11 protein-coding genes and 1 pseudogene are annotated in these 12,888 nt (G+C 60.8%); 8 read left to right on the top strand and 4 right to left on the bottom strand.

Translation table 11 applies throughout. The annotated features are described in order from the left end of the window. Positions 1-29: 29 nt before the first annotated feature. The gene (gene hutC / locus K9857_RS17800) at positions 30-767 is read left to right on the top strand and encodes a histidine utilization repressor (protein WP_224537901.1); all 738 of its coding nucleotides are present in this window, start codon (positions 30-32) and stop codon (positions 765-767) included. 113 nt (positions 768-880) lie between these two features. Here the strand turns inward: hutC and hutH are convergent, their stop codons facing one another. Beyond that, on the bottom strand, positions 881-2,413 hold the full coding sequence (hutH, locus tag K9857_RS17805; protein WP_224537902.1) for a histidine ammonia-lyase: 1,533 nt from the start codon (positions 2,411-2,413) through the stop codon (positions 881-883). A gap of 428 nt (positions 2,414-2,841) precedes the next feature. On the opposite strand from hutH, the gene K9857_RS17810 reads away from it, so the two are divergent. Both K9857_RS17810 and K9857_RS17815 read left to right on the top strand, forming a co-directional pair. Then, positions 2,842-4,119: a flavohemoglobin expression-modulating QEGLA motif protein gene (locus K9857_RS17810; RefSeq protein WP_224537904.1), complete on the top strand. Its 1,278-nt coding sequence runs from the start codon at positions 2,842-2,844 to the stop codon at positions 4,117-4,119. Between the two features lie 219 nt (positions 4,120-4,338). After that, positions 4,339-5,370: a sensor domain-containing diguanylate cyclase gene (locus K9857_RS17815; protein WP_224537906.1), complete on the top strand. Its 1,032-nt coding sequence runs from the start codon at positions 4,339-4,341 to the stop codon at positions 5,368-5,370. 172 nt (positions 5,371-5,542) lie between these two features. On the opposite strand, the gene K9857_RS17820 is transcribed toward K9857_RS17815, so the two are convergent. Beyond that, entirely contained in the window at positions 5,543-6,415 is an 873-nt protein-coding gene (locus K9857_RS17820; RefSeq protein ID WP_224537907.1) for a DNA/RNA non-specific endonuclease, read from the bottom strand. Between the two features lie 170 nt (positions 6,416-6,585). After that, the gene (locus K9857_RS17825; RefSeq protein WP_224537908.1) at positions 6,586-7,362 is read right to left on the bottom strand and encodes an AraC family transcriptional regulator; all 777 of its coding nucleotides are present in this window, start codon (positions 7,360-7,362) and stop codon (positions 6,586-6,588) included. A gap of 229 nt (positions 7,363-7,591) precedes the next feature. Here K9857_RS17825 and K9857_RS17830 point away from each other — a divergent pair, with 229 nt between their 5' ends. The 4 genes and pseudogenes from K9857_RS17830 to K9857_RS17845 all read left to right on the top strand — a co-directional run bounded on the left by K9857_RS17830 (position 7,592) and on the right by K9857_RS17845 (position 11,140). Then, a complete protein-coding gene (locus K9857_RS17830) occupies positions 7,592-8,518 on the top strand; it encodes a 4-hydroxyproline epimerase (RefSeq protein ID WP_224537910.1) in 927 nt (308 codons plus the stop codon). 73 nt (positions 8,519-8,591) lie between these two features. After that, complete coding sequence (locus K9857_RS17835) at positions 8,592-9,539, top strand: dihydrodipicolinate synthase family protein (RefSeq protein ID WP_224537912.1); 948 nt, start codon at positions 8,592-8,594, stop codon at positions 9,537-9,539. Between the two features lie 80 nt (positions 9,540-9,619). Then, positions 9,620-9,820: pseudogene (locus K9857_RS17840) on the top strand (aldehyde dehydrogenase (NADP(+))); the annotation flags it as partial. Positions 9,821-9,883: 63 nt separating this feature from the next. Continuing rightward, positions 9,884-11,140 (top strand): NAD(P)/FAD-dependent oxidoreductase, encoded by a 1,257-nt coding sequence (locus K9857_RS17845; RefSeq protein WP_224537914.1) that lies wholly within the window; start codon positions 9,884-9,886, stop codon positions 11,138-11,140. Here K9857_RS17845 and K9857_RS17850 read toward each other — a convergent pair. Further along, positions 11,137-11,283, bottom strand: a complete 147-nt coding sequence (locus tag K9857_RS17850; RefSeq protein ID WP_224537915.1) for a hypothetical protein — start codon at positions 11,281-11,283, stop codon at positions 11,137-11,139. The genes K9857_RS17845 and K9857_RS17850 overlap by 4 nt on opposite strands. Positions 11,284-12,488: 1,205 nt before the next feature. On the opposite strand from K9857_RS17850, the gene K9857_RS17855 reads away from it, so the two are divergent. Further along, positions 12,489-12,797 carry a hypothetical protein gene (locus K9857_RS17855; protein ID WP_224537917.1) on the top strand — a complete coding sequence of 103 codons (309 nt, stop codon included), beginning with the start codon at positions 12,489-12,491 and terminating at the stop codon, positions 12,795-12,797. Positions 12,798-12,888: the final 91 nt, after the last annotated feature.

The following is a 12,888-nucleotide window of genomic DNA, read 5'->3' on the forward strand; positions in this document are numbered from 1 at the left end:
CCACTCCCCGCGCAGATACGGACCAACCAATGATCAAAAATGCACCGCAAGCGCTCTATCGGCGTGCGAAGGATTTCGTGCAGGACCAGCTTCGCGCGGGCGTTTGGAAGGCCGGGGACATGATTCCTTCGGAGCATCGGCTGGTCGAGGAACTGGGCATGTCGCGCATGACGATCAACCGGGCCCTGCGCGAGCTGACCGAGGAAGGTCATCTGGTACGGATTTCTGGCGTGGGCACTTTCGTCGCCGAAAGCAAGCCGCAATCGAACCTGCTGCGAATCACCAACATCGGCGATGAAATTGTTGCTCGGGGCCACCAGTACAGCTGCAAGGTTTTGCATCTGGGACGCGAAGTCGCCTCGATGCCGGTGGCTGCCGCATTGTCGCTGCCCACCGGTGCTTCGGTGTTTCATGTGATCTGTGTGCACAGCGAAGAAGGCATCCCGGTGCAACTCGAGGATCGCTACGTCAATCCCGAGATGATTCCGGACTTTCTCCAGCAGGACTTTGGCGCCAACCTGCAACCGGCCATGTACCTGCTGCAGGTCCTGCGGCCCGATGAAATGGAGCACATCGTCGAGGCCAGTCACCCCAGCAGCGACGAAAGCAAATATCTGCAAATCGACATCAACGAACCCTGCCTGGTGCTCATGCGCCGGACCTGGAATCAAAGCAAGATCGTCACTTATGTGCGCTTGATCCATCCCTCTTCGCGCTATCGCCTGGGCAGTCGCCTGCCGGTCAATGGCGCTCACAGGGACAATTGACAGGAGCCCCTGCCCTTAACCCTTCCCGGGAAGTCAGATTGCGAGGGACGTAGCACCTCTGATACCGGGAGCGAGCGCTCCCGGCTGAAACGCTTGTCTAAAGAGGCGCCTGTTTAGAGGCTTGGCAACAAACGAACCGGAACCAGTTCGTTCAGGCAGCGGGAAGCCAACAGTTCGCTCGCAGCGTTGATGTCCGGGGCGAAGAAGCGGTCCTTGTCGTAGTGCGCGACTTTTTCGCGCAGGGTATTGCGGGCGATTTCCAGTTTGGCGGAAGTCTTAAGGCCGTCGCGCAGGTCCAGGCCCTGGCAGGCGGCGAGCCATTCCACGGCGAGAATGCCACGGGTGTTTTCGGCCATTTCCCACAGACGCTTGCCTGCAGCCGGAGCCATGGACACGTGGTCTTCCTGGTTGGCGGAAGTCGGCAGGCTGTCCACTGAATGCGGATGGGCCAGCGCCTTGTTCTCGCTGGCCAAAGCCGCAGCGGTCACCTGGGCGATCATGAAACCGGAGTTCACGCCGCCGTTGGCCACCAGGAACGGCGGCAGTTGCGACATGTGCTTGTCCATCATCAGCGAGATGCGGCGCTCGCTCAGCGAACCGATTTCGGAGATGGCCAGGGCCATGTTGTCAGCGGCCATGGCCACGGGCTCTGCGTGGAAGTTACCGCCAGAGATCACATCACCTGCGGCGGCGAACACCAGCGGGTTGTCGGAAACGGCGTTGGCTTCGATCACCAGCACTTCGGCGGCCTGGCGGAACTGGGTCAGGCAGGCGCCCATGACTTGCGGCTGGCAACGCAGGGAGTACGGATCCTGGACCTTCTCGCAGTTCTGGTGGGAGTCGGACACTTCGCTGCGCTCGCCCAGCAGATGGCGATAGGCAGCAGCGGTGTCGATCTGGCCGCGTTGACCGCGAGCGGCGTGAATCCGTGCATCGAACGGCGAGCGCGAGCCCAGTACCGCTTCAACGGTCAGGCCGCCGACGGCCAAGGCGCCTGCGAACAGGTCTTCACCTTCGAACAGGCCGCGCAGAGCGAATGCGGTGGACACCTGTGTGCCGTTGAGCAGCGCCAGACCTTCTTTGGCCGCCAGGGTCAGAGGCTCCAGACCGGCCACAGCCAGGGCTTCAGTGGCTGGCAGCCATTGACCCTTGTAACGCGCCTTGCCCTCGCCCAGCAGCACCAGCGACATGTGCGCCAGTGGCGCCAGGTCGCCGGAAGCACCGACCGAGCCCTTCAGCGGGATGTGTGGATAGACTTCGGCGTTGATCAGCGAGATCAGCGCATCGATGACTTTGCGGCGGATACCGGAGAAACCACGGCTCAGGCTGTTGACCTTGAGCACCATGATCAGGCGGACCATCGCGTCGCTGATCGGCTCGCCGACGCCGGCGGCGTGGGACAGCACCAGCGAGCGCTGCAGGTTTTCCAGGTCTTCGCTGGCGATGCGGGTCGAGGCCAGCAGGCCGAAACCGGTGTTGATGCCGTAGGCGGTGCGGTTCTCGGCGAGGATCTGCTCCACGCAAGCAACGCTGGCGTCGATCTGCGCGGTGGCGCTGCTGTCGAGGGTCAAATTCACCGGCTGTTGGAACACGGCGCGCAACTGGGCAAGGCTCAATTGGCCGGGGATCAGGTTCAAAGCAGTCATGTTCAAGCTCCATCAACCGGCATGAGGGTGCGTCCGCGAGCGCCTCGCCTCTTGTCGTCGTTCGATTTTTTGTAGGAAACGGCGGTAGCCGTGCAGATGTAAATACAATCATGTATATACAAGCTTAATCAAGCGAAATTTATGCGGGGACAGGGGCCTCCAGACAAACGAGCTGGATTTAACTGAGCTGTATATACAGCTCATGAATACTGCCCTTGTAGGAGCGAGCTTGCTCGCGATGGTCTTCAACGATGACGCTGGCGGTCTGCTGCCCCGCGGTGTCCTTGCGTGCATCGCGAGCAAGCTCGCTCCTACAGTGAGTAGCACATGAATCAAGGACGGATGACCCCATGCCCCCTTTTACGCTGCATCCGCGCAGCGACTACGCTTGGGCGATGACTCCCCGTTTTTGAAAAGAAGACATCTCCATGAGCGACACTTTGCTGTCCGAACTCGATACCGCCCTGCCCGTTCTTGCCCGCAAGATACGTGTGCTCGAAGCCCTGGCCTGGCCCGATGGTGTCGAAGAGGACTTTCTCTCCCGCTGGCGCAGCGGGAACGCGCGACTGCCCGACGTCGAGCAGCGTCCCCGGGACCTTGGCGCCGAGGTCACCGCTCTGGAATCCTTCATCGGCCGTTGCGACAAGGGGCATCCGGCCGGCAATTTCCTCGCCGTCACGGCGCAGAGTTACGCCACTGCCGGACGCATGCTCGGCGCCATCGGCACGCCCGACTTCACCCGCTATTCATCAGCACTCTACCGACGCCCGGATTTCCCCTATCCGCGCCTGAAGCTGAGCATGCTCGACGCCGCCCGCTTCTTCCTCAAGACCACCGACGCTCTGCTGGGTGGCACCCAGATTCCGCCGAGCCACGCCGACATCCCTGCCGATATCTTCGCGGACTGGATGCGCCCGGAGCTGGACCGGTTCTTCGGCCCAGGGAAAATCTCGGTGGTGCTCGATTCTTCCCTGGCGGCCAAGGCGATTGCCGGATCCAGCCGCATCCGCCTGCGCTCAAGCGCCCTGTTCTCGGAACTGGACAAGCAGCAATTGCTGCAACACGAGGCCTTCGTGCATGTGGCCACTGCGCAGAACGGCGCGCAGCAGCCCAGTCTCAAAAGTCTTTCACTGGGAGCGCCTCGAACCACCCAGACCCAGGAAGGCATCGCCACCCTGGCCGAACTGTTCACCGGCAGCATGGACATCAACCGCCTGCGCCGCCTGGCCCTGCGGGTGCTGGCGGTCCAGCAGGCACTGGACGGAGCCGATTTCATTCAGGTTTTCGAAGGTTTTCTGGCGGCAGGTCAGTCGGAGGAAGAGTCGTTCCGCTCGACCCAGCGGATTTTCCGCGGCGCCGACTTGCGTGGCGGCTCCGCATTTACCAAGGACGCCGCCTACCTGACTGGCCTCTTGGGCGTGCATACCCTATTGCGCCTGGCGATTCGAGACAATCGGCCGGAACTGGTCGGCCGGTTGTTCGCCGGACGCCTTGATCTGGGGGATACGGTGCGCCTGGGGCCATTGTTCGAGTCTGGCTTTCTGAAAGGGCCGCTTCACGTGCCTGGCTGGGCCAGCGATTTGCGTCGCCTGGCCGCAAACCTGGCGTTTTCGGCCTTCATTACCCGAATCGATCTGGAGGTGCTCGATTTTGAAGTGTTCATGACGTTCGCGGACGAACACGAAGCCGATGCCAGCGCGCACTGACGGGCGATGTCTTGGTCCCAGATCCCTGTAGGAGCAAGCTTGCTCGCGATGGTCGTCAACGATAACGCTGGCTGCCTGACACCCCGCGTTGTTCTGGCGTGCATCGCGAGCAAGCTCGGCTCCTACAGGGAGCGGCGCCAGATCTAGGGGTTACCCCTATGGTCTAATCTTCCAGCCTGCCGATAATCGATAAATCCCTTAGCTGATGGCCTGCCTAGAATGGATCAGATCCTTTCCCTTCTCTCCGATACCATCCCCAAAGCTCAGACCCTCGAGCAACTGACCCGCCCGTTGTTGACCCTGCTCAGCCAGGTCACGGGCATGGAGTCGACCTACCTGACCACCATCGATAACGACGCTGGCGAGCAGCGCGTCGAGTTCGCGCGCAACGTCGGCGACATGGTGATTCCCGAAGGACTGGTCGTGCCCTGGGCCGATACCCTGTGCAAACGAGCGCTGGATGAAAATCGCATGTACTCGGACAACGTCGCCGAATGCTGGGGCGATTCGGATGCCGCCGCGGCTTTGGGCATCAAAACTTACGTCAGCGCGCCGATTCGATCCAAGGAAGGCGAAGTGCTGGGCACGGTCTGCGCCGCCAGCTCCGATCGGGTGCCCCGCTCTGCCGAAGTCGAGCCGTTGCTGAATCTGATGTCAGGCCTGCTGGCCTATTCCCTTGAACGCGAGCGCATGGTGGAACAGTTGCAGGTCGCCAACGCCGAACTGACCCGGCTGGCCCTCTCCGATCCCTTGACCGGTCTGTCCAACCGCCGTGCCATCCTCAACGATGCCGCGCGCCTGTTCGCCCTGGCCCAGCGGGAAAAGAAGTTCGTGCTGATCGGCGTCATCGACCTGGACGGCTTCAAACTGATCAACGACACCCACGGCCACCTCGCGGGCGACCAGTTCCTCTGTGGCGTCTCCGTCCAGTTGCAGAACGCTCTGCGGGCCAGCGATGTCATCGGCCGCACCGGCGGTGACGAGTTCATTGTGATCGCCCTGGGCACTCCATCCGGTCAGGACGACCTGGCCAAGGACATGTCCCATGCCGCCGAACTGCTGCAGGACCGCCTGAGCAAAGCCACCGTGGGACGCTATGAATTGGGCCACGGCCTGGACGACATCGACTACGCCGGCGCGAGCGTTGGCGTGGTGGCGGTGATGCCTGGCAGCACCACGGTGGATGAAGCGACGAAGCTGGCGGACCGCGAGATGTATCGGGTCAAGCAGCTGCGCAAGGCCCAACGTTAACCTGTCTTTGGTAATGACATTGTGGCGAGGGGGCTTGCCCCCGTTGGACTGCGCAGCAGTCCCATCTTTTCGGGGCCGCTTCGCAGCCCAACGGGGCGGTGCGACGTTTCGACAAGCCCCCTCGCCACAGGTACGTATTCGGCTTGCCACAAGGTTTCATGCGTTCTCTTGATCAGGTCCGGCCCACAGACCCCGTCACCGGCAGATTCCCCAACAGATTCAACCCCGTCGTCTTCACGAACGTCTCGTAATCCATCGGCTTTTCAACCCGCGTTTCAGCATTAGGCAGCACGTACGCCCACGCACGTTTGGACGATGCGTCATACACCAGCTTGTACAACCGCGTCGGCACCCAGACCTTGTTGTCCCCCACCGTTCCATGGCCAGAATCAAACAACGGCCCGGTAAACACATACACATTGCCCCCGCCGCGTTGGGCGAACTTCCTCACATCGGACTCGACCTTGCTCCAGATCTTGCGATTGTTGGTCGGATCCTGCGGCACCATGTTCGACAGCGCGAAGGATTGCGCCATCGCATTCGGGTTCGGCGCATCGGCCGCCGGGGATTGGTGACCACGATCCACCGCCGGTTTCTGGCTGCGGTAATCGCTCAACTCCGCCCGCCCGCTCTTGGGAATCCGTGGGTCGGCATAAAACTGGTTGGTGCGTTCCTCGCCTTTGGCGTCCTTCAGTTGCGCGGCATTCAGGCGCTCGATCACCACCAGCGGCGTCTTGCTGGTTTGCGAATACAGCACGGCGAAATTGTCGGAGCACAGCGCCAGCGGTTTCATGCTGGCCGACACCGTGGCCATGGCCAGCGGCCTGGAGGATGGAAACAACTCGGTGCAGCCGTCGAACGAGGCCTGTTTCTGTTGGCTGGAATACAGATCCAGCGCCGCGCTTTGGCTGATCGAACCCGAGCGCGAGCCTTGTTCATGATGTTGCGCGGGTGGCTTGATCAGATCCAGCAGGCTGCGGGCTTCTGCGCCGGTGGAAAGCAAAACAAGGGCCGACAGCCCAGCTGCAATTTTGCGTAGGTGCATGGTTATTTCTTCGATTTTGGATGGGGACTAAACGAGCGGCGAGCCCGATGCAGGGGGCACTTTTTGGCGGCGGGTGCAGCTTATAGAGTGGTGAGCATGCTTTCACTGTCCTTGATCAAATTTGCGGGAAACATTGACCATGGTTAATCAAATAAGTGCCGGTTCACGCCTCACCTGTGAGCAGTGGCCTGGCGGTATTGGCGCGGGGTGAAACCGGTGGATGCCTTGAACTGGCGGGTGAATGCGCTGTGGTCGGTATAGCCGCACTGCAGGGCGACGTCAGTGATCGGCAGGTCGCTGTGCAACAGGCGATGGGCATGTTCCAGGCGCACTTTCTGGATCATCTGCCGGGGTGTCAGGTGGAATACCCGTTTGCAATAGCGCTCCAGTTGCGCCACGGAAATGCCGGCGATGCGCGTCAGTTCGCTGAGACTGATGCGGCGATGAAAATGCGTGCGAATGTGTTCGTCCACCGCGGCCAGGCGCTCGTACGCGGGGTGGGTGTCGCTGGCCGATTGCAGGTCGACGGAGATGCCCACCAGCCCGATGATTTCACCGAAACGGTTATACAACGGCCGTTTGTGGGTCAGGCACCAGCCGGGTTCTCGACTGCCATACAGATGCAGTTCCAGTTGGTCTTCGAGTACCAGTCCCTGTTCCAGCACACGCCGATCCTGCTCGGTATAACCGGGCCCAAGTTGCTCGGGGAAAACCTCGGCGCTGGTCCTGCCCAACAAGGGTTGTAACTGCTTCAGGCCACAGCGCTGAACCAGCGTGTGATTGGCCATGACGTAGCGCGCCTGAAGGTCTTTTATGAAGATCGCGGCATTGGGGATCACGTCCAGCATCGGTAGCACAAGCGCCACGCTCGCCAGCAATTGCTCCATGGTTTCAGGGCGATTCTGCTCGTTGCCCAGCCCCAGGATCGCGAAGGCTTCTTGCGTCATTGATCTAACTCCCCGCGTGTCCGGATAGACGAAAGTCAGGCAGCTTGCCCCATGCCTGAAGTGCTGTCGAGACGACATTTACGTGGGTGCGCATTGTGCCGATTTCGTCATCCAGCCTTATGCAAACCATCAATCGCCGCCCACCCGACAAGTCCAATCTATGGCCACTGCCGTCCACGCCCCGCGACGGCCTGATCGTTCGCCCCCAGCTTTTTGAAAGGATGGATTGATGAAAAAAGTACAGGTAATCGATTCCCACACCGGCGGTGAACCCACGCGCCTGGTCATGAGCGGATTCCCGCAGTTGGCCGGCCAGACCATGGCCGACAAACGCGACACCCTGCGCGAGCATCATGACCAATGGCGCCGCGCGTGCCTGCTGGAACCCCGTGGCAATGACGTACTGGTCGGCGCCTTGTACTGCGAGCCCGTTTCGCCGGACGCCACCTGCGGGGTGATCTTCTTCAACAACGCCGGTTATCTGGGGATGTGCGGCCACGGCACCATCGGCCTGGTCAATTCGCTGCACTACCTGGGGCACATCGCACCGGGCGAGCACAAGATCGACACACCGGTCGGCCAGGTCAGCGCCACGCTGCACGAGGACGGCAACGTCACCTTGCGCAACGTCCCCGCCTATCGCTATCGCCAGAAGGTGGCGGTGGACGTGCCCGGCCATGGCCAGGTCCACGGCGATATCGCCTGGGGCGGCAACTGGTTTTTCCTGGTCTCCGATCACGGCAAAGCGTTGCACATGGACCACGTCGAAGCCCTCACCGAGTACACCTGGGCGATGCTCAAGGCCCTCGAAGCGCAGGGCATACACGGCGAAGACGGCGCGCTGATCGACCACGTCGAACTGTTCGCCGACGACGATCAGGCCGATAGCCGCAACTTCGTCATGTGCCCGGGCAAAGCCTACGACCGCTCCCCCTGTGGCACCGGCACCAGCGCCAAGCTGGCGTGCCTGGCGGCCGATGGAAAACTGGCCGAAGGCGACACCTGGATTCAGGCCAGCATCACCGGCAGCCAATTCAAAGGCCGCTTCGAACACGAAGGCCAGCGCGTGCGTCCGTACATCACCGGCCGCGCCTACATGACCGCCGACAGCACGCTGCTGATCGACGAGCAGGATCCTTTCGCCTGGGGCATCTGAGCCTCCTCGGCGCGAATGAACGCAACTTTTAGTAAACACAACTTTTGAATGAACGCAGCAAGGAGTTAGAACAATGAGCGACAACATCTTCACCGGTTGCATCCCGGCACTGATGACCCCATGCACCGCCGATCGCAAGCCGGACTTCGATGCTCTGGTGGCCAAGGGGCGCGAGCTGATCGATATCGGCATGAGCGCCGTGGTGTATTGCGGTTCCATGGGCGACTGGCCGCTGTTGACCGAGGCCGAGCGCCAGGAAGGCGTGGCCCGTCTGGTGGCCGCCGGCATTCCGACCATCGTCGGCACCGGTGCGGTGAATAGCCGTGAAGCGGTGTCCCACGCCGCCCACGCGGCCAAGGTCGGCGCCCATGGCTTGATGGTCATCCCTCGCGTGCTGTCCCGTGGTGCTTCGGCCACCGCGCAAAAAGCCCACTTCGCGGCGATTCTCGAGGCGGCGCCAAACCTGCCGGCGGTGATCTACAACAGCCCTTACTACGGTTTTGCCACCCGCGCCGACCTGTTCTTCGAACTGCGCCGCGAGTATCCGAACCTGATCGGCTTCAAGGAATTCGGTGGCGGCGCCGACCTGCGTTATGCCGCTGAAAACATCACCTCCAAGGACGATGACGTGACCCTGATGGTCGGCGTCGACACCCAGGTGGTCCACGGTTTCGTCAACTGCAATGCCACTGGCGCCATCACCGGCATCGGCAACGCCCTGCCCCGCGAAGTGCTGCAACTGGTGGCCCTGAGCAAGCAGGCGGCCAAAGGCGATGCCAAGGCCCGTCGCCAGGCGCGCGAACTGGAGTCGGCGCTGGCAGTGCTTTCCTCCTTCGATGAAGGCTGCGATCTGGTGCTCTATTACAAACACCTGATGGTGCTCAACGGCGACAAGGAATACAGCCTGCACTTCAACGAAACCGACGTGCTCAGCGACTCTCAACGTCGTTACGCCGAAGCCCAGTACTCGCTGTTCCGCCAGTGGTATGCGAACTGGAGCAAAGAACAGAACCTGGTCTGACGCACCTTCGCTGGTACGGCGGCGCGCTGCGGTGCGCCGCTTTTTGTTCTCGTCCCCGCATTATTTTTTCAGGAAACGCCATGACCCTCACAGGCAACATGCTGATCGGCCAGCAGGCCATCCTCGGCAACCGCGAAGCGATTCGCGGAATCAATCCAGCCACCGACCTGCCCCTGGAGTCGGCCTATCCCGGTGGCTCCGGCGAGCACGTCGAGCAGGCCTGCGCCCTCGCGGCGGCAGCCTTCGATGATTATCGGGAAACGTCACTGGCAGCCCGCGCGCTCCAGCACGGCAATCCACTGACGTTGCGCCGTTTGCTCGATGGGCAGAGAGAGGCCTGAGGTATGTCCAACGATCGCACAGCCAACGATCCACACGACATCACCGTGATCGGCGCCGGCATCATCGGTGTCGCCTGCGCGCTGCAACTGGCTCGCCAGGGGCGGCGGGTGGTGGTCGTCGACCAACAAGAGCCCGGTCGGGGCGCGTCCTACGGTAACGCCGGGCATCTGGCGACCGAGCAGGTGTTTCCCATTGCCGACCTGTCCATCCTCAAGCGTTTGCCCGCCATGTTGATGGACCCCATGGGCCCGTTGCGCTTGGACTGGAAGTACATGCCCCGCGCCTTGCCCTGGTTTACGCGTCTGCTGTTGAACCTGCGCCCGGCGCCATTCCAGCGCACCGTAGCGGGCATTCGCGCACTCAACGAAGGCAGTCTGGGGGCGTGGCAACGGCTGTTGCAGACGATCGCCCGACCGGATCTGCTCAAGGAAGATGGCTCGCTGCTGGTGTTCGAACGTCCTGAATCGCCATCGGCGATCCAGGCGCTACAGGCGCGCATGCGTCTGCAGCAGGTGCCGGTGGATTTCTGGCAGGCAGGTGCCGTCCGCGAGGCGGCGCCGCAGTTGAGTGAGCAGATTCAGGGAGGCTTGTTCTTTCCGCATACCGGGCATTTTCTCGACCCTTATCGGGTGGTCTGCGAACTGGTCAGCGCTGCACGCGCTTGCGGTGTGCAGTTTCTCAAGCAACGGGTTCAGGGCGGGCACTTGCACGCCAATGGGGTTTCGCTGGTCGCCGGGCAAGGCAGCCTGAACAGCCGCCAGGTCCTGATTGCCTGCGGCGCTCACTCGGCAAAACTCACCGAAACCCTGACCGGCAAGAAAGTCCCGCTGGACACTGAACGCGGCTATCACCTGATGCTGCCCCACGAACACGAGCGGCTGCCCTTCGCCGTCACTTCGCTGGAGCGCAAGTTCATCATGACGCCCATGGCCGACGGTCTCAGGCTGGCCGGCACCGTCGAATTCGCCGGCCTCGACGCGCCACCGAGCATGGAACGCGCGTGGCAGTTGCATCGCCTGAGCAAGGGCCTGTTCCGCCACGACCTGAATGCCGAAGCCGCCACCCCATGGATGGGCTTTCGCCCGTCGTTGCCCGATTCCCTGCCGATCATCGACAGCGCCTGCGAAGGCCGGGTGCTGCTTGCTTTCGGCCACCAACATCTTGGCCTCACCCAAGCCGCCATCACCGCCGAACTCATCGCCGACCTGGCCTCCCACCTAACCCGGGCAAATGAAGCTTATCGCCTGACCCGCTTTTAACCGCCCCTCCCACAGGTGCGGCGGCGGGCTGCTGAAATGGCGAAGACTTTGAAGTGAACCAGTTCCGGGTTCAGGCCCGGTTCGTTGGCGATGATCTGTACGGCCTGGGAGCAGGTTTGGTCGGCGATGTAGAGCTTGGTCATGTTTGCATTCCTCGGGGGAGTCAGTCGTTGTGCCGCGCCCTGGTCCGGGCTGGGGGACAAAGTCTGTGTTTGCTCGAGAAATCGATAAACCGTGCAAATGGCTACGCTCTGTAGCTCCTGTGGCGACAATTGGCTGTGCTTTTTTTCAGGCAAAAAAAAGGCCCATTTGCGGATGGGCCGAAAAAAATTACGCCAAAGGACGCGGGAGCAATGAATGAGTCTGATGGGCAACCAGAACATCAATTTCCGCGTGGGATGCACTTTAACAGCTGAAGGAATTTACAAAAATCATGGTCAGTAATACTGACTATTGAAGAATAAGATGTTCGTTGGTTGTGTTGGCGTGGTACGGGGTTGTGGACAGGCTTAGTTATCGTTCTTACTGATATTTAAGGGTTTTTTGGTGCTGGCGTTTTGCTGGTATTTAGTATGTAAATTCAATTCCATGAACTAATGATGGATATTCGAAGTCCGTTTTTAACCGCGTAATAATTGGGGAATTACATTACCTGCGAACAACACAAATCCCTGTGGGAGCGGGCTTGCCCGCGAAGGCGTCAGCTCAGCCAGCATCGATGTTGGATCTGCTGGCCTCTTCGCGAGCAAGCCCGCTCCCACAGGTTCCGTTGTCTGGCACAAAATCTGCGAACAACACAAACCCCCTGTGGGAGCGGGCTTGCTCGCGAAAGCGTCGGGTCAGTCAGCATCGATGTTGGCCAAGAGTTGGATTTCTTTCGGATGTCTGTCACCTGCATAGGCTTCTTCTGAAGGCTTACGCCCCGGATGGCGTAGGAAATTTCTGTATTTCCTACATTCAGGTTTTACCCGCTGCCACTCAGGCAGAATCGCTCGCCCAGGGTGTTTTGGTATTCTGGCTGTAGGACGCGCTGTAGGAACTGCGAAATTTCCGGGCGAAGTCCTCGGAGATTTCCTTCGAACTGCGGCGATTTGCATGAACTGGTGGGCGTTGGGTTGGCGGGATAGGCTTTTCCCCGTCGCCGCGAAAGCGGTGGCTGGGTGTAGGAACCCTCCAAAGGTAACGTGCATTGGCTCTGCAGTTTGTTTGCGGCGGCTGTGTGCGGGACCACGTTTCGATGTGGCTGAGAATGCCTTTGGCTCAGTTCCTACTCCCGCACATGGCCGCCACCCACGCCTGTAGGAAGGCTGCTGGCGGCTTTAGATCAAAAGCCAAAGGAACTGCAAACATGACGAAACTGAATCCGAATCCACCCTACGAAAAACCATTGCCTCCCCCGGGCAATCGCTACATGGCCATGACCGGCAACTGCAGCGACATGCCCACCTTCTTCATCGACACCCACGTCCCGCTAGACATCCTGCTGGAAGCCGCCAACTACCGCATCCGCGCGGTCGTCGAGGTCCTGGAAAACCTGTCCATGCGCGGTTCCATCGAGTGTGAATCCTTCATCCTCAGCGACTTCGCCCTGATGTGCGCCATACCGTTGCGTGATGGGTGTGATGTGCTGGATATCATCAAGCGGCGGATGCGCTAAACACTGCCCTTGCGCCGGATACACAACCTGCAAACAACACAAAAACCTGTGGGAGCGGGCTTGCCCGCGAAGGCGTCAGGTCAGCCAACAT

The sequence above is a fragment of the Pseudomonas sp. REP124 genome, assembly GCF_020164475.1.
Lineage (GTDB): Bacteria > Pseudomonadota > Gammaproteobacteria > Pseudomonadales > Pseudomonadaceae > Aquipseudomonas.

Coding starts and splice junctions, on each gene's coding strand:
- K9857_RS17835 (WP_224537912.1), top strand. CDS start 8,592: ATGAGCGACAACATCTTCACCGGTTGCATCCCGGCACTGATGACCCCA.
- K9857_RS17855 (WP_224537917.1), top strand. CDS start 12,489: ATGACGAAACTGAATCCGAATCCACCCTACGAAAAACCATTGCCTCCC.
- K9857_RS17830 (WP_224537910.1), top strand. CDS start 7,592: ATGAAAAAAGTACAGGTAATCGATTCCCACACCGGCGGTGAACCCACG.
- hutC (WP_224537901.1), top strand. CDS start 30: ATGATCAAAAATGCACCGCAAGCGCTCTATCGGCGTGCGAAGGATTTC.
- K9857_RS17845 (WP_224537914.1), top strand. CDS start 9,884: ATGTCCAACGATCGCACAGCCAACGATCCACACGACATCACCGTGATC.
- hutH (WP_224537902.1), bottom strand. CDS start 2,413: ATGACTGCTTTGAACCTGATCCCCGGCCAATTGAGCCTTGCCCAGTTG.
- K9857_RS17810 (WP_224537904.1), top strand. CDS start 2,842: ATGAGCGACACTTTGCTGTCCGAACTCGATACCGCCCTGCCCGTTCTT.
- K9857_RS17815 (WP_224537906.1), top strand. CDS start 4,339: ATGGATCAGATCCTTTCCCTTCTCTCCGATACCATCCCCAAAGCTCAG.
- K9857_RS17825 (WP_224537908.1), bottom strand. CDS start 7,362: ATGACGCAAGAAGCCTTCGCGATCCTGGGGCTGGGCAACGAGCAGAAT.
- K9857_RS17820 (WP_224537907.1), bottom strand. CDS start 6,415: ATGCACCTACGCAAAATTGCAGCTGGGCTGTCGGCCCTTGTTTTGCTT.
- K9857_RS17850 (WP_224537915.1), bottom strand. CDS start 11,283: ATGACCAAGCTCTACATCGCCGACCAAACCTGCTCCCAGGCCGTACAG.